Genomic DNA, 19,141 nt, shown 5'->3' on the forward strand with positions numbered 1-19,141 from the left:
GCTCATGGCTATCACGTTTCGAGGGTGTTTCAGGGGCCCGGAGCAGCCGTGTCCGCGCAACTCAACGGGCTGGTCGTCCTTGCACTGTCCAAGTACGAAGTCTGTTGCGTGTGTCTTCCGCTCACATTCGGGCTGCTGGAGAACCGGCTTGGGCGCGACGGTCTCGTGGCCCTTGTGCAGTATCTTCACGTGAAGGCAAGGATGCTCCATTGGACGCCCAAGTCCCGGGCAATAGTCGCCAGCTCCGCTGATGCTCGAACTGCCTCGACTTCGTTCGGCGAGACTCGCTTCAGGTCTTCCTCGATCGCCTTATCTTCGGCTTCGGACCGTGCCCGGACGCGCGCAGCTAGTTTTGCCTTGCGGGAATCTACGAGCGCGCGCACCTTCTTCGCCTCAACGGCGTCGAGAACGATCTCACGGCCAAAGTCTTCTGACTTCGGAGAATGGTCGGCCGAGGTCTCAGCACTGTCCATGAAGGCTTCGCCACTTTCAGCAGCTGTCCACGGGCCGGCGGGGTTGGGCTTCCCAGCTTGGGGTCGGTTGCGTTGATAGGTCCACCGTCGGTGGTAGGGATCCGGTCCCCGGTGATCAGCAAGCTTCCTTGGTTCCACGAAGATCGAGTTGTCGAGCAGACGATTGGCGCTGAACAGTCCGTACAACTCGGACTTGGTCCAGACAGCTGGGCACGCATACCGCACGAGTGCAGCGGGCCCGAGCGAGGCCGCCAAGTGATCCAGGGCTGTGACCTGGTCGAAGTGGTACCCACCGCCCACGATGTTGTTCTCCGAGACGGTGAAGCGCAGGAACTCCTCGTCGCGTGGCCACAGTGCGGAGCGGTGCCCAATCTTGAAGTGCTCAGGGCGCTCGTACTGCAGAAACACATTCAGCAGACGAGTCGACGGTGCGAACGGCATCTTCAGCTGCGCGAGCTGGTCGGGTGTCGCTCCAGGTGCGCCTGGAGCGGTCCCGAAGAGCCGTCTGTGGAGACGGGTGTGGTCCCCGACGTGCGTCGCGAAGTCGAATCCGAGAGTCTTCTCGAGCACCTGCCCGGGGCTGAAAACCTGAACGGTTCGTTTGCGGGCTCGCTGCTCCGAAACCAGCGCCACGTTTGCAAGTGTCTCGAACTCCTTTTCTTCGAACTCCGCCCAAACCGCCATCCCGACCTCTCATCCCGACAAGTTGCGCCGCTAGAGCAAGACCATCAGCCGAAGCTGCCCGAGTCTTGATACCAGCTACCGATTGTTCATGGTGTGTCTGACCGTGGCTAACGAGCACGCCCGTCTGGCCGCCGACGGCGACGCGATCCTCGAGTTGAATGACGCAAATCTAGAGCGAACCACGAGCGGTCAATGAGCTCCGACCGGGTCCGCGACAGTTCATGGCAGCACCGCTGCCAGATTCACCCTCTCGCGAAGCTTCCCAATCGGGCCACCCCAGATCTGGGTGCGGTGGGCCCATTGTCCTGCGACGACGCTTGGGGACACACCGAGTTCGGCAGCGATGGCACGTATGTCGGCTGGCGTCGTGGCTTCGTCGAGCGCCGCGCGGAAAGCGGGTGGAATAAGGTGCACTGCGGCGAAGTCGTTAGCGGCGACTTCCTGCGAGTCCGCGTTGTCGTCGGCCTTGAGTCCGTCGTCGACGAAGGTGCTCCGCTTCGGGTGCAACAAGACGTGTGCTATTTCGTGCAGGATCGTGAACCACAGGCCATCGAGCGAGTTGTAACGGCTCGTGACCGCGATCAACGGCGTTCCATTGATCCAGCGAGATACTCCGCTTATTCGCGTGCTCTGGACTTCTGGAACGAATACGAGCACTACCCCTGCGTCGAGCAGGAGCTCCTGAGCATCCCGAAATGCCTCCTCAATGGGTTTCACAGTCAGGTATGGAATCGCTTGTGCGGCCAATCGCACCTTCTCGATGTCAAACGGCGGCGCCTTATCGATCCGATCGGCAGCGTGCCGCTCCGAGAGGCGCAACCACAGTGCGGTGAGATTCGCGTCGATCGCATACAGCTGGCTTCTCTTGTACGACGCCTGCGGCTCGAGCCATGTCTTCTCGAACGCCTTCGGCGACACCACACCGAAGAAGTCGAGCAGTTTCCCCGCGAGTTCGGCACCGCTGTCTGTCTTGGCAATGACGCCGCGCTCGATCAGGATCTGGCGCGGGAAGCCTGCAGCCCAGTCGGCGAACGCATCTAGGCCTTGCCGCTTGTGCGCCCGAGCCTGACGGGTCTGGTACGACGCCTCCAGTCGCGACCAGATCTCAGCCGAGGTGCCGAGGATCTGCTCGAGCATCACGGCAACATCCGGAGAAAGAGGAGCGGTCCCCTTGACGACGAGGTTGATGTGCTTCGTGCTCAGACCGGTGCGTGCGGCCAGCTGCGCTTGGCTGATCGAGCGTTGGTCGAGCTCACGCTGCAGGATGCGTCCCGGGTGTGGGGCGAAGTCGAGATCGGCGTCTCGTGCGATGTAAGTGCTCATGATTTCCGGTCAGCTCGCGCGCCGCAAGATTGACGCTCCCCGAACGTGGAGATCTTGAACGACCAGCGCTTCGGCGGCCGCGTAATCGGGCAGAGATGCTCGGCTGGCGATTGATTGCGGAACCCCGGCGGCGGTGAGTGGGCGTGCGTGCATGTCGACCTCCTCGATCGAGAGAGTTAGGTTCCCCGCCTGGACGTCCATGCGAACGCTCCGGAAGGAGGCGAGATCACCCAGACGTGGTGCTTCCGACACGAGGTGGATGAGATCCTCGGCCGCTCCAGCTTGGTTACCCGCAGCTGCGTGCAGGCGCGCACTGACTGTCAAGTAGCTCTCTAGTCGAGCGCTGAGCCAAGCGAACTTCAAGCTTTACCTCTTTGGTAAACGAAACATCTGGTACAATGGGATTTACCCGACAGGTACATGCTACCCAACTCCATCCGGAAACGGGAGCGACACGCTATTCAACTCCTACCTAGGAAGGAGGGTCACCATGACCCCCACCGCCCCCGTCAACCTGCAGATTGTCATCAACGACACGATGTACACGGTCCACGACTCCGACCAGGAGGCAGCCGCTCTGCTGCGCCTCGCCGGCCGGGACCCCAGGGACTTCGATCTGTTCCTTCTGAAGAAGAATGGCGTCGAGGTGAAAGTCCGCGATAACCAGATCGTCAACCTGGAGGACGGCGATCGGTTCGTCGCACGCCAGAGCCTCCGCTTCACGATCGATGGTGAGACGTTCCGCAGCTACGACGATGACCAGGAGGCAGCCGCTCTGCTGCGCCTCGCCGGCCTGGACCCGGCCGCCTTCGACTTGGCCCGGGTCGGAAACCCCACCCCGTTCCCGGACGACGAGATCGTGGAGATCGTTGACGGTGACGAGTTCGTCACCGTCAAGCACGTGGGCGGTGTCGCGTGACGGATCCAACTGACCTGTCGGCGGCAGCTCAGAGGTTCATGGCCGACATGACCGTTGCCGGCGCGCCGGCGCGTGCCGACGGCCCTCGCATCCTGTACGACATTGTCGCGATCGGTGGCGCCTTCGCCGGTAAGACAATCACGACCGGTGTCAGCATCTCCGAAGTACAGAGCTGGCCGGCTGTACCGCCCCATTGGATCCACCTGCCGATGGAGGTCCAGTTCACGCAGACCAACATGGACGACACGGACTGCGCGCCGGGCTACAAGAGGCATTCGCGCGACTACAGCTACACCGATACCTCGATCCATCCCGCACGCGCATGGCTGAGCCACGTCCGCGGGTTCATCTCGATCGCGATCGCCGAGGCGGCCTGACATGCGCTACTCCGTGGCAATGAGCGGCGAAACCGAAGCCGTGATGCGCGACCATCTGCTGCGGGAGGACGGACAAGAGGATGTCCTCATTGCGACCTACGTCCTCTCCACAGGCATCGAACGTACTACAGCCCTGATCCGATCGGTCATCCTCCCTCGCGACGGCGAGCGACATGTCCACGGCAACGCCTCATTCACCAGCGCCTACGTCCTCCGCGCCGCGCACGAAGCACGCCTCGCCGGGCACGGACTGGTGCTCCTGCACTCCCACCCCGGTGGCAGTGGCTGGCAACAGCTCTCGCTCACGGACCGCGAAACCGAGTCAGAGTACGAACGAGTAGCCCGCTCCGCCACGAAGATGCCGATGCTCGGGATGACACTCGGCGGCAAGGACACCGCATGGTCAGCGAGGTTCTGGTTCAACAGGAGCGAACCGACCTGGGCGGAGTCCGTCCGCTCGGTCTCGCCCACACTCGCCGTCACGTGGAACGAGGAACTCCGCCCCGTGCCCAGTATCACCAGGTCGCAGGAGCGAACGGTGTCCTCCTGGGGGGATCGCGCCCAGGGCGAGATCGTACGACTCCGCGTTCTCGTAGTGGGAGGTGGCAGCGTCGGCCTGGACGTCGCTCAGCGGCTCGCCGCGACCGGACTTATCACAGTTGGTGTCATGGACTACGACTCCGTCGAACCCCGAAACCTCGACAGGATGATCGGCGCCACCCGGCTCGACGCCGCACTCGGCCGCGCCAAAGTCGACGTCGCAGCTCGACTGATGGCAACTGCCGCGACCGCCGACACCATCGAGATCCGACGCCATGAGGTCAGCATCACTGATCCCGTCGGAGTCCGCATCGCCTTGGACTACGACGTGATTTTTTCCTGCGTGGACACGCCGTGGCCGCGGGCCGTACTCAATGGGATCGCATACGCCGACCTCATACCCGTCATCGACGGAGGTATCGCCCTGACCACGTTCTCGGACGGGCGCATGCGTAACGGGATCTGGCGCACGCACGCGCTCACTCCTGGCAGGCCCTGTATGGCCTGCCTCGGTCAGCTCGTCGCGGGTGACGTGTCCTTGGACAAGCTCGGGCTCCTGGAAGACCCCAAGTACATCGAGGGCGCCAACGGCGAAGCGCCGTCGCACCAAAATGTCGCGGCCCTATCGGCGAGCGTCAGTGCCTCACTCCTCGCCCAGTTCGTCAGCCTGGTCGCCCATCCGGGCGGCCGGGGTGTGCCGGTGCCGTTGCACTACGTAATCTCGACGCACACCCTCATGCACTCCACGGCGTCCTGCGGGCCCTACTGTGCGTACGAGAACGCAACAGCGACAGGTGACCACCGGATTCCAATTGCGGAGCACCGCGTCGATTGGCGAGAAGAAGTCGAGGCGCGCAAGACCAAGAGGCGGCCGATCCGTCTCGTGGCCCTCGCGGTCATTGAGAGTCTCCTCCACCGGTTTGTCACTCGCATTCGGTAGCTCGTTCTCTGACGACCGCACCGTCCGGGTGCGGACCGAACGCGCCCTCACCTGGCGATGCGCATGCGGATCGCCAGGAGTGACTTTGTGCCTCGCGCGGGCGTAGACTGCTCGGCTCCTCGTGCGGAAAGGCCATCGAAAATGACGGATCTTACTCATTTGCTGCCTGAAGAGCCGGAAGCGGCAGTTCAGTGGACGAGCATCTCTGGGTACACATACCGATTCACGAACGTGGGACCTGGTCGGTGGATCGTCCATCGTCGAGACGACCACGACTTTGAAGCGCGCCTGAGCCGCGCAGATGGACTATTCGATTTCTGGACCGAGCGCGGGAACCCCAGTTTCACCGCTACATCCATCTCGCTGGGAGAGGTCTTGTCGAAGTTCCTCTGAGCGACCGCGGCGTTGCGCGGGATAGGTCTGCTGACCTTGGTCGCAGAACACCGCGGTGCCGTCATTGGGCTGAAGGCAACGCTCCAGTGACAGACATCTGAGCGCGGTAGCGACGAGTGGAATGTGCGAGGCCTACTCGCCATCGAACCGGGCCAAGGGCAAACGCGGACCTGCCAGGATGTCGCGGCGTTCGCACTTCGAGCCTGAGCCACCGGTCGCACGGATGCGGGCGCAATCATCGCCAACTCACGCGACGCAGGCCGAAACCGTCGATAGCGTTTCGCTATGGCGGTTAGCGACTGGGCGAGAGGGCTGTACGTTGCCGGCGCCCTGCTCGCAATCATTGGACCGGCGATCGCCGCTGCGCGAGCCCGGCGGCGACATACGGCGATCCGTGACGATGACCGCGTCGGCACCTGGTCCGATCCCGCGCTCGATCCCGACGAGATCCGGGCTGCGGCGCGGCGTGATGCGTGGTGGGGGGTAGCCGAGTTCAGCCTCGTCGGCCTCGGCGTGGTTTCCGGTATGGTCGCCAGCCTTCTTCTCGTCCCCTGAACTGCTGTCACCCGGCCCGCGCGAGGGTCGACATTCGGTCCCGGATCTCCCGTAGCCACTGTCGCATCGCCGACCTCGCTGCTAACTCAGGTCGGCCGCGGCACCTCCCCCGCCATCCGATGCTCCCGATCGTGGATCGGTTGTGGCCCTCACGGTTCCTGACCTCGGACGGGTGCGGTCGGCACTGCGGCGTCTGGGAGTTGTCCACAGATACGGCGACGGAACTGGAGAATACGCACGCTTGTGTGTAGTTTGGTCTCATACACACCGGCCCCTCTTCCGACTCACTGAGTTGGTAAGGGCCGGTTTTCTTTTGCCTCGATAGAGTCGCGGGGTGCAGCCCTACCAGAAGCCCTTCCTGACGATCCGTCAGCAGATCGCGCACCTGGAGTCGAAGGGCTTGGACTGCGGCGATCACGCGCTCGCTGCTGAATGCCTGCACGACCTGGGCTACTACCGACTCACCGCCTACACGTACCCATTCAGACGATTGCTCGGGCCGTCGGAACATCGCGACACACCTTTGCAGTTCCGTGCGGACGAGTATGTCGTCGGGGCGAGGATCGCCGACGGCGTCGCTCTCGCGAGGTTCGATGCCGGCGTCCGCGACAAGGTCTTCGACGGAATTACGATGCTGGAACTCAGCCTTCGCTTCCAGGTCGCCCATGTGCTCGGTCGACATGATCCTTTCGGGCACACAGACCGCGCAGCTCTTGACGCGCGAGCGTGCGACTCGCCGCCGCCGGAGCCTCTCCGCCACAAGTTCGCCTCCGAGTTCGACTACTGGCTTGAAAGTTACAAAAGGCTGGTGGACAGGGCGAGGAGCGAGGACTATATCCAGCACACACAAGCGAAGTACTCGTCCGAGATACCGATCTGGATCGCGGTCGAGACCTTCGACTTCGGGGGCCTCACCCGTCTTTACGGGCTCCTCATGCGTAGCGATCAGAACACGATTGCGAGGAGGTTTGGGGTAACCGACGGTCGACAGTTCCATCGATGGCTCATTGGCCTTGGAGTGGTGCGCAACCACTGCGCGCACCACAACCGACTCTGGAACCGGCGCCTGTCAACGACTCTTGCGGCGGTGCCACCCGCAATCGTCACGAGTAGACTGCACCACCTCTCGGCCGTCACTGAGCGCTCGAAGTTGTACTCGTGGATGGCTGTGCTTGGCTACAGTCTCCGCAACTACAACGACACCTCGAACTGGCATCGAACATTCAAGACGCAAATGTCGAAGTTCCCCGCTGGCCTCTCCGTCACGCCGGAACGAGACATGGGGTTTCCTGTGGGGTGGCAGACGCAGAACCTTTGGGCTTCGCCGCCCACAGCAGTGAGGACCCTTCCGACACCGGTGGAATAGGGCGCGATGAGTAGGTCGGCGCGACGCCTGCGTGTGAGTGGCGAGCAGTCTCCGCGCCCCGCCATAAGTGCGCTCAGTCGCCGGTGTACACGAACGGCGACGCGCGCGGAGTCCTCTCCTCGAAGGTGCCAGCGGTTCCGCAGCGCGCCGGGGTGGGCGACGGCGTCCCCGGTGCCGAGTTCCCAGATCCCGAGGCCTTCGATCTCCAGCGTGATGGCGCCTTCGATGACGTAGTGGATGACTTCGCCGTCCGTCGAGAACCAGTCCCCGACCTGCTCGCCGGGACGGATGACGTACTCCTGCAGCGAGGTCTCACCGGCGTGGATGACGCGGGTGTGGGCGGTGTCGGACGCCTCCGAGACTGGCACCCACGTGGCATCCGCGACCCGCGAGACGTGCGCGACCTCAAAGAGCGAGTTTACTAAGCATAAATATACAAAATACGTATACTCAGACTAAGTAAGTATACGGAAGAGTGCGAATGGCCACCCACATCGACCTGCTTCGCGCGATCGAGCGTGCGCCGATGCGCACCGCTCGGCACGCCGATCTACGCGGTCTCGGCACCAATGTGTGGCGCACCCTCGACGGGCTCATAGAACAGGGCGCGGTGACCCGGCTCGCCCATGGCGTGTACACGGTGCCGCCCGACGGCGCCGACGGTCGTACCTGGAAGCCGACACTGGAGGCTGCCGGCCTCGCGGTAGCGACCGTGAGGTTCGGGAACCGGAACGCGGTGCTCATGGGTATCGGCGCGGCCAGATACTGGGCGGCGATCCCGCGGGCGATCGGAGCCACCACGGTCGCGGTGCCGAAGGCAGGGCAGGCCCCGGTTGAGCTCGAGCACGGCGGCATCCTTCATCTCGTCCCGCGGGACCTGCACAAGCTGCATGCGGGTCTCGAGCGGACTGAGCTTGGCGACGCGCTCGTGACCACCCCAGCGCAGACGGCGTATGACCTGCTGATGAAGCCGAAGCAGGGCGGCCTGCCTGAGGCGGCGCTCGCCGCTGCGCAGGATCTTCGCGGTCAGATCCGTGCCGCCGACCTCGCTCACGTGGTCGAACTCTGGGGGCGCGCCAACGCCCCGGTCCGGCAGATGCTGCGCGATCTGGAGAGGAACGAGGCCGCCGATGGCTGAGCAGCCACCTGTGAGAGGCGTTCTGGACCCGGCAGAGCGGGACGCGGTGATGGCGCGATTTGGAGTCTCGCCCGTGCAGGTCGCTCGCGACCACGTCATTTCGCACGCGCTCGCCGCGATCGCCAGCCTCGGCACCGACCGCATCGTCTTCTTCGGCGGCACGGCGCTCTCTCGAACGCTGCTGCCAGACCTCCGGCTCTCTGAGGACATCGACCTCATCGCCCTCGGCGACCGGCCTGAGATCGGCGCGGCGATTCAGGAGGCGATCGAGCGGCAGTTCCTGCGCAGCTTCGGTCATCCGACCTTCACTCCGCCGCTGGCTGATGCGCGGCATCCTGACCCATCGGTGCTCGCTGTCGGTGGGGTTCGCATCCAGATCCAGCTGCTCTCTGGAACTGGATATCCGGCGTGGCCCACGGAGGTCGCCGACATCGAGCAGCGTTACAGCGATGCGCCGGCCGCGCGACTGCGTGTGCCGACCCCGGCGGCGTTCGTGGCGGCGAAGCTCGCCGCCTGGACCGACAGGCATGCGCCTCGCGACCTCTACGACCTGTGGGCGCTCGCCAAAGCCGGTCACATCACCGATGAAGCGGCCCGGCTGTATGGGCGGTACGGGCAGTACACAGATGTTGCGAAGGTGTCGTTCGCCGAGGTGCCCACGGACGCCGCGTGGCGAGATGCTCTGGAACGCCAGGGGATCATTGCGGTGGGTCCCGTGGAGGCGGCGCGCGTCGTGCGCGATGCCATCGCGGCGCTAAAGGGCGGCACGTAGGATCCGGACGATGATCACGAGCGTCCAGGCCCAGTACATCGACCGCGCTGACGCTTGGGAACAGTTGAATGCGTGACTCGCTCGATGGGTGCAACACTCGATCCATGCAACAGGCGCGCATCGGGGGTGGGTCCCGGTACCTCCTTCTGGCTCCCCCGAACCCTGGCCGCCCGACGCAAGCGCTCGCGACGCTCGTGCTTGGTGGTTTGAGCGCCAGCGTGCCGGTTGAGGAACACTATGGCGGGGGATTCAAGGATCTTGCCGGCTTCTTTGCATCCATGGGGAGGTCGTGGCGCGGTTGGCGCGGAAGGCGCACATGGGAGTCACTCGAGGGTGAGCTGGCTTTGGTCGCAGAACACCGCGGCGGTGTCATTGAGCTGAATGTGACGCTACAGAGGCAGGCGTTCGGGCGCGGCAGCGACGAGTGGACTGTACGAGGTCTGCTCACTATCGAACCGGGCGACGAACTCACGCGCGTCTGCCAGGATCTCGCGGCATTCGCACGTCCAGCCTGAGACACCCCTCTGCGCGAAAGTCGCCGAGCAGCGGCGGCGGTAGACATCCCGTCGATATTCGATGGACGATCTCGATGGCCAACCTGTTGTCTTCGATCCTGCAGAGCACACGGCGCTCGCCACGTCGCGCGGAGCACAGTGGCGCGAGCGTCTCACGCTGAGGCTTGCCCAGTCCCATCGGTTGTCGGCGAGCGGTCCGACGATCAACCCGACCCCATTGCGTGTCTCTAGCAGAGTCCCTTCGTTCGTTGCTCGCGTGTGGATAGTTGCGGCGTCTCGCGACACAAAGGGCTTAGATTTCGGGTAGGAACGACGGCTGATCCAGACTCGCGCGGACTCATGGTCTGACACGAAGTGAACTTCGGGGATGTTCACGTGCCGCGACCGCCAGCTTGCCGCGGTTAGCCGTTCCTCTCTCGAGGAATGTTCTCAGAACTGACCAGCGACAGGGGAGCGAAATCGGATGTCTCACAACACCCCGGGCCCGACAATGCTGTCGAGAGCAAGATCCGCGTCTTAGCGCGCCGCATACGACGAGCACGCGCACAGCAGTTGCTCTCCCAAGAACACCTAGCTTACGAGGCGGGTGTATCTGTCTACACGTATGCCGCTATCGAGAAAGCCTCCATTCCAGCGCAGCCGGTCCCCAACCCCACCTTGAGAACAGTGATCTGCATCATGGATGTGCTGGGACTCGATTAGCGATGAGCAGGCATATACACATCAGAAGCGACTTGTCCAGTAGATGAAACTACTGGTCTGTTGCAGAGCCCCCAACGAGCATGGGCAAGGCAAGCGGCACAAGGAGCCGCCGAGAAGTGGAGAATCGCCCATGATCACATCTAGGAGTTCGCGACGCGTGACGGCAGTGGCGACCGCGCTACTTACCAGCGTCGCCCTGTTGATCCCTCTGTCCGCAGCCGCAATCGAGACAGAAGACACGCCCGCCGCCTTGCCCAACAATCCGTGTGATGTCCAAGTTGAGGCCGCCCTCGAAGCCGTCGACATCACACCCGACACCGCATACAATTTCGTCTGCACGCCGACGGAGGTGTCCCTGGCGGTTCAAGACGGAAGCGGCGAGATCGGCAACTTCAGCGTCCCGGCCGAAGATCTACCCGCGCTCCCACCTTCCTCCCTCATCGAACCGTTTGCGGCGGGGGACATGTGCTACATCCAGGATCCAGTAACCCGCACGATCGTCAGCGAACTCCAAGTGGACATCGACTTCTGCATCATCTACGGGCAGAACAACCACCCGACCAACGGCTCATGGGCTCGCAGCGCGAAGGTCGACTGGAGGATTTATCCAGGATGGCCGTCAGAGCAGAATGTTCTTCGCATCGGGTCATCGTTTGCAGACACCGGAGACGTGTGGATGTTTGGAACCCTGACTCTCCAGAAGCAGAACGGGGCTCTCTGGCCGATCGACATCTCGGCAACGACTCTCGATCTTCGTTCGGGCTACCCGTCGATCGCGTTCTACCTCGGCAACATCACAGAGTACGGGTCCCACGCAGTCAGGTTGGACGATTTCGAGATCACGGACTTCGACTATCAGTTCAGCGCACAGGTATCGAACCCGACGGTCTACACGCCGCGCTTTCATTGCGAGCCGGAAAATGAGCGCTGCTACTACCCCAACGGCGAGGAGGCCGGCCTCTAGATCTCGATACCGCCATCCCGAAGCCGATTCGGCGCAGGTTCGAGGTCCCGGTACTCCAGGACGAGTTCCGGGACCTCGAACCGTGTGGCGAGGCCCCGAGTCAGATCGACGGTAAGCGTTCCCGAGCTGCTGTGTCTCTGCCCCGCAAGTCGAACAATGAGTGCTTCTGCGCTCTCGTCCGCGTCCATCATGCGATACCCGTCATGCTTTCGGCCCCAGATCGGAAGCGTGAACGGAAACGCCAACCGGGTGGGAAGGGGGTGCCAAAGCAAATCACTTGACCGGTAGGGAACAGGCGTATCAGAGTCGATGCGCTCGTGCGTCGAGTCCACATAGGCTGAGATCCGGCCCGTGCTCAAGTCCTTACACACATAGGACGAGTGATTCGGCTCTGCATGGAGCTCATAATGTCGCTCCTGCCCATCAGCGACAACCACTGCTTCGCACCGGAAAGTCCTCACGAGGCGCCAGTCCGCCATGACAGCAACAGCTCTCATCACGTCCACCACATCCACCATAGTCTCCGCTCACCGGTCGTCATCCAGCTCTTCCCGTCGTCTCCCTCGCGCCCGGGGTCGAATACGGCTCAGCCGCCGGTGTACACGAACGCGACGCGGGCGGAGCCGTCTCCGCGAAGGTGCCAGCGGTTCCGCAGCGCCCCGGGGTGGGCGACGGCATCCCCGGCGCCGAGTTCCCAGATCCCGAGGCCTTCGATCTCGAGGGCGATGGCGCCTTCGATGACGTAGTGGATGACTTCGCCATCCGTCTCGAACCAGTCTCCGACCTGCTCGCCGGGGCGGATGACGTACTCCTGCAGCGACGTCTCACCGGCGTGGATGACGCGGGTATGGGCGGTGTCGTATGCCTCCGAGACCGGCACCCACGTGGCATCCGCCGCCCGCGAGACGTGCACAACCTCAGGGTCGGGGTCTGCGGGCAGGAGCGCCGAGGGCGAGATGTCGAGCGCGTTCGCGATGCGGTACAGGGTCAGCAGCGACGGCATCGTCTGGCCCGACTCGATCTGGCTCAGAAACGGCTGGCTGATCTCGGCGGCCGAGGCGAGCGCCCGCATCGACAGCTTCTTCTCGGTGCGCGCCTGCCGCACCTGCTTGCCGATTCCGACGCCGATCTGTGCTTCGTCGGATGCCGCACTCGGCCCCTCGGCAGAGGCACGAGCGGGACTGGACACCGCTCCAGGATAGGCCGCGCGCGAGTAGCCTCTCGTCAGGGCGAGAGGAGCCCGGACCGAACGGGGGTGGGCCGATGTCGGCATCCGAAGAGCGGGAAGCGCTCGCGGCGCGCATTCGGGCCACCATCTCTGAGACCGACGTGCGGGAGATGCGCATGTTCGGCGGCGTCGGGTTCATGGTCAACGACGCGCTCGCGATCGTCGCCGAGCACGGCGGCAGCGCCCTCGTCCGCACCGACCCCGCCCTGCGTGGCGACCGGCTGAGCCGCGGCGCGATCCCCGCGGTGATGAGCACCGGCCGGGTGATGGGAGACGCGTGGCTGCGGCTTCCATCGGCGGTGCTCGCCGACGACGCCGAGCTTGCCGAGTGGGTTGCTGTCGGCATCCACGCGGGCGATCGCCTGCGCGAACAGGGCGACTGACCCGCTACTCCGCGGGGTCGGTCGCGGGCACGAGGGAGCCCACCAGGTGGGCGATGCCGTAGTCGTAGGCGTCGTCGAGATCACCGCCGAGGCGGAAGGCCCCGGCGAGCTCCATCGTGACGAACCCGGTGGCCCACGCCGTCAGCAGCCGCGCGGCGTCAAGCGCGTGCTCCGGGCCGACGGCCGCGGTGGTCGCGCGCAGGGCCGGCGCGCTGGTGGCGGCGAGTTTGTCGGCATCCACCAGCGTCGTAAACAACAGCCGGAACGCCTCGGGACGCTCGTGCGCAAAGCCGCGAAAGACCAGCAGCAGATCTTCGATCCGCCCGGATGCCGCATCCAGCCGCTGCGTGAGATCATCGGCCGCCGCATTCCCGACCAGTGTCAGCAGGGCCTCGCGATCGCGCACGCGCTTGTACAGCGAGGGAGCTTTCACCCCGACATCCGCCGCCACGGCCTGCATCGTGACCGCCGCGACCCCGCCCGTTTCGAGCAGGCGCGCGGCAGCGCCGACAATCTCGTCGAGCGATGTTCTCTCCGGTGTGGGCATCGAACCTCCAAGGCTACGAACATAAGCTATCATGGCTATTGTTCGTAGCCATCAGTCCTGAAAGGTCAGCCATGAAACTCGCGCCGTCCCTGCACCGCATCGGCAACGACATCGTTGCCGCCTACCTGATCGTCACCCCCGACGGCATCACCCTCATCGACGCCGGCCTCCCCGGAATGTACGCCGACCTCACCCGCGAGCTCGAGGGCCTCGGTCGCTCGCTCGACGACATCCGCGGCATCGTGCTCACCCACGGCGACAGCGACCACGTCGGGTTCGCCGAGCGCCTTCGCGCCGAGCGCGGCATCCCGGTGTTCGTCCACGCCGCCGACGCCGACCGCGCCCGCGGCGGCGACAAGCCCAAGACCCCCATGGGCCGGACCCGGATCGGCCCCCTGCTGCAGTTCGCTGCCTACGGCATGCGCAAGGGCATGCGGCCGCGCTGGCTCACCGAGGTGCGGGAAGTCGCCGAGGGCGACATCCTTGACCTTCCCGGTTCTCCGCGCGTGATCGGGATGCCGGGCCACTCGCCGGGCAGCGTCGCACTCTTCTCGCCCGAGGTGCGTGCCGTCTTCGTCGGCGACGCGCTCACCACCCGGCACGTGCTGACCGGCCGCACCGGACCGGGACCCGCCCCCTTCACGGACGACCCCGCCGAGGCGCTCGTCTCGCTCAGCCACATCGCCGAGCTGGATGCGGACTGGGTGCTTCCCGGCCACGGACCCGCCTTCCATGGCTCACCCGCCGCCGCCGTCGAGGCCGTACTCGCTGCGGCCGAGGTCTAGCCCACCCCGGTCCGACCGGTCCCTGCCCGGCGAACCCCGGTTCAGTCGCGTCGTGTTGCGGGTGCGGATGCTGCGCACCCACACTTCGGCGCGACTGAAGATTCTGGGCCGGAGGTGAGAGGTTGCCGTGCCCGGTTCGGTCGCGTCGTGTTGCGGGTCAGGATGCTGCGCACCCGCGTTTCGGCGCGACTGAACGATCTGGGCTACAGCCCGGCGCGACTGAACGGCGCGACTGAACGTTGCGGGGCCACAGCCCGGCGCGACGGAACGGGCCCGGGGCTACTCGCCGCGGGCGTTGTAGACCAGGGAGTCGCTGGCGCCGTAGGCGCGGTAGACCTCGAGGGCCTCGTCGCGCCCGACATCCTGCGTCACCCGGATGCCGCGCGCCTCGAACTGCTCGGCCCAGTCGGCGACCATCGGGCCCTCATCGAAGCCCGACAGCTCCTCGAGCTCGGGACCGGAGCCTGCGACGACGAGGGACCGCACCCCGCTCCACATCGTCGCTCCGTAGCACTGCACGCACGGGCGCCAGTTGACCACGAGCGAGAGGTTCGCGCCGCCCTCGCCGAGGTCCCAGCGGCCCAGGCCCTGCTGGGCAAGCCCCAGCGCCATGACTTCGGCGTGCCCCGACGACTTGCCGGTCGAGAGCACGACGTTGACCCCCGCCGAGACGAGCTCGCCGGTGTCGTCGTTGACGACGATCGCCGCGAACGGACCGCCGTTGCCTTCGCGCCAGTTGCGGTCGGCGAGGCGGTTGACCAGGGCCATCCGCTCCTCGAGCGTCGGCAGCACGGCCGGCAGCGCGTCGGCCTCGTCGACCAGCCACGTGGGCAGGGTCATGGTGAAAGATGTCGCAATCGTCATGGGTTACTCCGCGGGTCGGGTGGGGGCGGGTTCAGGATGCTGCGCCAAGCGCCAGACGCGCTGGCGGGTGAAGGGCTGGTGGAACGGGCGACGACCCAGGGCACGGGCTATCGCATTGCCGATCGCGGGGGCGACGGGGTTGTAGGGCGACTCGCTCATCGACTTCGCCCCGAACGGACCGACGGTGTCGGAGGTATCGGCCAGATACACCTCGGTCTCGGGAACGTCGGCGAACTGCGGCACGCGATACACCCGGAACACCGGGTTCAGCACCGCGCCGTCTTCGACGAGCACCTCTTCGTACAGGGAGCTGCCCACGGCCTGCGCGACGCCACCCTCGATCTGACCGCGCAGCTGGGCCGGGTTCATCACGGTTCCGGCATCCGCTGACTGCACCGACTGCAGAATCCGCACGACGCCCGTCGCCGGCTCGACGGCAACGCGCACCGCGTGCACGTTGAACGACACCGACCGCAGGCGCCCCTCCTCGTCGCCGGTCGCGAACAGGCCGTTCTCGTCCCGCTCGGCCGGGTCAGCCGCAGCGACCAGCGAAGCAAACGACACCACTCCTGCGGGAGTTGCGACGCCGGCATCCGTCAACAGGCCGGCATCCGGATCGGTGCCGGTCTGAGCCGCCGCGAGCTGCAGCATCCGTGTCCGCAGCGACTGGCATGCGGCGGCAAGCGCCTTGCCCGCGACGGTGATCCCGGTCGAGGCGAACGCGCCGGTGTCGTGCTCGACGGCGTCGGTGTCGGCAGTCCACAGGTGCAGCCGCTCGAACGGCGCCTCGAGCACGGATGCCGCGATCTGCCGCAACACGGTGGTGGTGCCGTTTCCGAACTCGGCGGTTCCAGCGCGCACGACGAACGTGCCGTCAGGGCGCAGCGCGACCTTCGAGCGAGAGACATGCCCGTTGGGGGCGATCGTCGCAATCATCGCGACAGCCATGCCCTCGCCGACCGCCCAGCCCTGCGGCGCCGCCACCCCGTTGCCGCGGCGCAGCGCATCCTGCGCGAGATCGAGGCACTGGTCGAGGCCGTAGCTGCCGATGATGAGGTCGCGTTCGTACGGATCCTCGTCCGGATGCAGCGGGTCGTCGGCGCGCACGATGTTGCGCCGCCGCAGCTCGAACGGGTCGAGATCGAGCTTCTGGGCGAGCATGTCCATGGCGGATTCCACGCCGAGCATGACCTGCCCGAGCCCATACCCGCGGAACGCTCCCGAGGGCACGTTGTTCGTATAGACGGCCTCGGCGTCGATGTGGCGCACGGGCGTGCGGTACACGGTCGTCGACTCGGCAACCCCGTGGAACATCACGCCGATCGCGTGGTTGCCGTACGCACCGGTGTCGCTGAGCACGTCGAGCTTCATCGCGGTGAGGGTGCCGTCGGCATCCGCCCCGAGCGTCACCGAGACGCGCATCGGGTGCCGCAGTGACGCGCGCGTGAACTGTTCGGTGCGATTGAACTCGTACGTGACGGGCCGGCCGGTGCGCAGTACGGCGAGGGCGACGAGGTCTTCGGTGAAGATCTCCTGCTTGCCACCGAACCCGCCGCCCACGCGCGCCGCGAAGACGCGGACGTTCTCGCGCGGCAGGTCGAACACGTGCGCGAGCTCGTCGCGGGCGAGGAAGGGCACCTGCGTGCTCGAACGGATGACGAGCCTGCCGTCGTCGTCGAGCCAGCCGACAGCGCCGTGGGTCTCCAGCTGTGCGTGCGTGACGCGCGAGGTCTGCCACGTGCCCGTCACGGTCACGGGGCTCGCGGCCAGCGCCGCATCGATGTCGCCCCCGTGACCCTCGTGCAAAGCGGCGACGACGTTGCGGGATGCGTCGGCGACCCGGTCTTCAGGGGTGCGGCCCGGATGCAGCACGGGCGCGCCGGGGGTGCGTGCCTGTTCGGGGTCGAAGACGGCGGGAAGGATGTCGTACTCCACCTGCACGAGGCGGGCTGCCGCGTCAGCCGCGGCCGCGGTCTCGGCGACGACCGCCGCGACCCGCTGCCCGATGAAGCGGACGGTGTCATCGAGCACGCGCGTGTCATCGGGGTCGTCGGTGCGGTGTTCGTGCCGGGCCGTGGAGAAGCGGGTGGCCGGGGCATCTTCATGCGTGAGGACGGCGACCACGCCGGGAACGGCGCGGGCGGCATCCGTGTCGATCGAGACGATGCGGGCGTGCGCGTGCGGCGAACCGACCACGCGCAGCACGAGCGAGCCGGTGACCGGCTCGTCGAGCGTGTACGGCTCGCGGCCCTGCACGATACGGCGCGCGGGCTCGGGAATGACGGATGCTCCGATGCCGCCCGAGACGACGGGCCGCGACGCCGAACCGGTCTCGCGCACCGGGCCCATGACCGCCGCGGTTATCGCTTCGCGAATCGGACGGTAGCCGGTGCAGCGGCACAGGCTCCCCTTCATGCGGCGGTCGAGTTCGGGCAGGTCGGCTTCGGTCAGGGTGGATGCCGTCACTGCCATCCCCGGCGTGCAGAACCCGCACTGGAACCCGAAGTGTTCGACGAGCTGCTCCTGAACGGGATGCAGCTCGTCGCCCGGGGCAAGGCCGCCCGCGGTCGTGACGACAGCACCATCCATGCGCTGCGCCGGCACGATGCACGAGTGGACGGGCTCGCCGTCGACGATCACCGCGCACGCGCCGCAGTCGCCGGCGTCGCAGCCCTTCTTGACCTCGGTGTGTCCATGCTCGCGAAGGAATGTACGCAGGCACTGACCAGGAGTGGGGTCGCCCTCGAGGTCGGTGCCATCGACCGTGAGCCTCATGCGGTCACCTCCATCGCCAGGTCAGCGAGCACGCGTTCGGCGAGCACGGCGGTGACGGCGCGCCGCCAGTCGGCCTCGCCGAGGGCATCGGTGAAGAAGTCGGTCGGGGTCGCGACATCCGCCCGCAGCTGGGCGTCATCGGGCAGGCCCGGGTACCGGAAGACGTGCGGGGCGAGGGTGGATGCCGTCACCGCGATGACGGTCGAGCCGTCTTCATCGCGACGGCCACTCACGACGATGCCCGATCGACCGAGTTCAGCGAGGGCCATCTTGTGCAGGCTCACGCGGGCGCGCATCGCAGCCGCGGGAACGTCGAGCGCGCGCAGCACCTCGCCGGGCCGCAGCGTGTTCTTCGCCTGACCGGTGATGAACTCCGCGACCGGCTGTCGACGTTCACCGCCATCCGGCGTCCAGATCACCGCTTCCCCGTCGAGCGCCGCGAGAAGCGACACCATCGCCGCCGCCGTGAACGACTGGCACACGTTGCCGCCAACCGTCGCCGTGTTCCATACCTTGAACGACATGAGTAGTGCGTGCGCGGCATCCGGGATCGCTCCCGCGGCGTGCCAACCGTCAGGCACCGGGGTGTCGAGCTCGTCCCGCGACCACGCGACGAACCGCGCGATCGTGCAGGTCGCGGCGATGCGGAGCCCGGCATCCGTGATCTCGACCTCGGGCCAGCCCATGCGGGTGATGTCGACGAAGCCGGTCACGTCGGGCTGTGGTTCGCTCATCAGCCACGTGCCGCCAGCGAGAATCTTCTCTCCGGGCCCAAGAGCGAGATCGTCTCGGGTGCTCGCGAAGCGGTAGGAGGTGACCGAGGTGATGTCCATGAGCCCCTCCCTCCGGCATCCGATGTTGACTCAGCGAACACTCCGAGTGAATCAGTCGAGGATTT

General features: G+C 65.7%; 19 protein-coding genes. 12 read left to right on the forward strand and 7 right to left on the reverse strand.

Annotation, left to right across the window (positions count from 1 at the left end):
* Positions 1 to 185: 185 nt before the first annotated feature.
* Positions 186 to 1,157: a hypothetical protein gene (locus tag BGO47_RS13995; protein WP_292712844.1), complete on the reverse strand. Its 972-nt coding sequence runs from the start codon at positions 1,155 to 1,157 to the stop codon at positions 186 to 188.
* Between the two features lie 219 nt (positions 1,158 to 1,376).
* Positions 1,377 to 2,480 (reverse strand): HigA family addiction module antitoxin, encoded by a 1,104-nt coding sequence (locus tag BGO47_RS14000; RefSeq protein WP_292712846.1) that lies wholly within the window; start codon positions 2,478 to 2,480, stop codon positions 1,377 to 1,379.
* A gap of 490 nt (positions 2,481 to 2,970) precedes the next feature.
* On the opposite strand from BGO47_RS14000, the gene BGO47_RS14005 reads away from it, so the two are divergent.
* The 10 genes from BGO47_RS14005 (at position 2,971) to BGO47_RS14050 (ending at position 11,661) form a co-directional block, all read left to right on the forward strand.
* Positions 2,971 to 3,399 carry a hypothetical protein gene (locus BGO47_RS14005; RefSeq protein ID WP_292712848.1) on the forward strand — a complete coding sequence of 143 codons (429 nt, stop codon included), beginning with the start codon at positions 2,971 to 2,973 and terminating at the stop codon, positions 3,397 to 3,399.
* Positions 3,396 to 3,776, forward strand: coding sequence for a hypothetical protein (locus BGO47_RS14010; protein WP_292712850.1), 381 nt, complete (start codon positions 3,396 to 3,398; stop codon positions 3,774 to 3,776). The genes BGO47_RS14005 and BGO47_RS14010 overlap by 4 nt, the downstream gene beginning before the upstream one ends.
* 1 nt (position 3,777) lies before the next feature.
* Positions 3,778 to 5,256 (forward strand): ThiF family adenylyltransferase, encoded by a 1,479-nt coding sequence (locus BGO47_RS14015; protein WP_292712852.1) that lies wholly within the window; start codon positions 3,778 to 3,780, stop codon positions 5,254 to 5,256.
* A gap of 678 nt (positions 5,257 to 5,934) precedes the next feature.
* Positions 5,935 to 6,204 (forward strand): hypothetical protein, encoded by a 270-nt coding sequence (locus BGO47_RS14020; RefSeq protein ID WP_292712854.1) that lies wholly within the window; start codon positions 5,935 to 5,937, stop codon positions 6,202 to 6,204.
* A 334-nt stretch (positions 6,205 to 6,538) separates the two neighbouring features.
* Complete coding sequence (locus BGO47_RS14025) at positions 6,539 to 7,570, forward strand: Abi family protein (RefSeq protein WP_292712855.1); 1,032 nt, start codon at positions 6,539 to 6,541, stop codon at positions 7,568 to 7,570.
* Positions 7,571 to 7,653: 83 nt separating this feature from the next.
* On the forward strand, positions 7,654 to 7,995 hold the full coding sequence (locus BGO47_RS14030) for a hypothetical protein (RefSeq protein ID WP_292712857.1): 342 nt from the start codon (positions 7,654 to 7,656) through the stop codon (positions 7,993 to 7,995).
* Between the two features lie 56 nt (positions 7,996 to 8,051).
* Positions 8,052 to 8,708, forward strand: a complete 657-nt coding sequence (locus BGO47_RS14035; RefSeq protein ID WP_292712859.1) for a hypothetical protein — start codon at positions 8,052 to 8,054, stop codon at positions 8,706 to 8,708.
* Positions 8,701 to 9,480: a nucleotidyl transferase AbiEii/AbiGii toxin family protein gene (locus BGO47_RS14040; RefSeq protein WP_292712861.1), complete on the forward strand. Its 780-nt coding sequence runs from the start codon at positions 8,701 to 8,703 to the stop codon at positions 9,478 to 9,480. Before BGO47_RS14035 ends, BGO47_RS14040 begins: the two co-directional genes overlap by 8 nt.
* 104 nt (positions 9,481 to 9,584) lie before the next feature.
* A complete protein-coding gene (locus BGO47_RS14045; protein WP_292712863.1) occupies positions 9,585 to 9,995 on the forward strand; it encodes a DUF6228 family protein in 411 nt (136 codons plus the stop codon).
* Between the two features lie 745 nt (positions 9,996 to 10,740).
* Entirely contained in the window at positions 10,741 to 11,661 is a 921-nt protein-coding gene (locus BGO47_RS14050) for a hypothetical protein (protein WP_292712865.1), read from the forward strand.
* A gap of 586 nt (positions 11,662 to 12,247) precedes the next feature.
* Here the strand turns inward: BGO47_RS14050 and BGO47_RS14055 are convergent.
* Positions 12,248 to 12,850, reverse strand: a complete 603-nt coding sequence (locus BGO47_RS14055) for a helix-turn-helix domain-containing protein (RefSeq protein ID WP_292712867.1) — start codon at positions 12,848 to 12,850, stop codon at positions 12,248 to 12,250.
* A gap of 74 nt (positions 12,851 to 12,924) precedes the next feature.
* Between BGO47_RS14055 and BGO47_RS14060 the strand changes: the two genes are divergently transcribed.
* Positions 12,925 to 13,272 carry a TfoX/Sxy family protein gene (locus tag BGO47_RS14060; RefSeq protein ID WP_292712869.1) on the forward strand — a complete coding sequence of 116 codons (348 nt, stop codon included), beginning with the start codon at positions 12,925 to 12,927 and terminating at the stop codon, positions 13,270 to 13,272.
* A 4-nt stretch (positions 13,273 to 13,276) separates the two neighbouring features.
* On the opposite strand, the gene BGO47_RS14065 is transcribed toward BGO47_RS14060, so the two are convergent.
* Positions 13,277 to 13,819 carry a TetR/AcrR family transcriptional regulator gene (locus tag BGO47_RS14065; protein WP_292712871.1) on the reverse strand — a complete coding sequence of 181 codons (543 nt, stop codon included), beginning with the start codon at positions 13,817 to 13,819 and terminating at the stop codon, positions 13,277 to 13,279.
* Between the two features lie 71 nt (positions 13,820 to 13,890).
* Here BGO47_RS14065 and BGO47_RS14070 point away from each other — a divergent pair, with 71 nt between their 5' ends.
* Complete coding sequence (locus tag BGO47_RS14070) at positions 13,891 to 14,604, forward strand: MBL fold metallo-hydrolase (RefSeq protein ID WP_292712873.1); 714 nt, start codon at positions 13,891 to 13,893, stop codon at positions 14,602 to 14,604.
* 279 nt (positions 14,605 to 14,883) lie between these two features.
* Here BGO47_RS14070 and BGO47_RS14075 read toward each other — a convergent pair whose 3' ends face one another.
* From BGO47_RS14075 to BGO47_RS14085, 3 genes are read right to left on the reverse strand one after another with little or no spacing between them, the layout of a single operon-like run.
* Entirely contained in the window at positions 14,884 to 15,468 is a 585-nt protein-coding gene (locus BGO47_RS14075; RefSeq protein ID WP_292712875.1) for a nucleoside deaminase, read from the reverse strand.
* A gap of 3 nt (positions 15,469 to 15,471) precedes the next feature.
* Positions 15,472 to 18,243 carry a molybdopterin cofactor-binding domain-containing protein gene (locus BGO47_RS14080; RefSeq protein WP_292712877.1) on the reverse strand — a complete coding sequence of 924 codons (2,772 nt, stop codon included), beginning with the start codon at positions 18,241 to 18,243 and terminating at the stop codon, positions 15,472 to 15,474.
* Positions 18,240 to 19,076, reverse strand: a complete 837-nt coding sequence (locus BGO47_RS14085) for an FAD binding domain-containing protein (protein ID WP_292712879.1) — start codon at positions 19,074 to 19,076, stop codon at positions 18,240 to 18,242. The genes BGO47_RS14080 and BGO47_RS14085 overlap by 4 nt, the downstream gene beginning before the upstream one ends.
* Between the last annotated feature and the right edge of the window lie 65 nt (positions 19,077 to 19,141).

It is taken from the genome of Microbacterium sp. 67-17 (assembly GCF_001898325.1).
GTDB lineage: Bacteria > Actinomycetota > Actinomycetes > Actinomycetales > Microbacteriaceae > Microbacterium > Microbacterium schleiferi.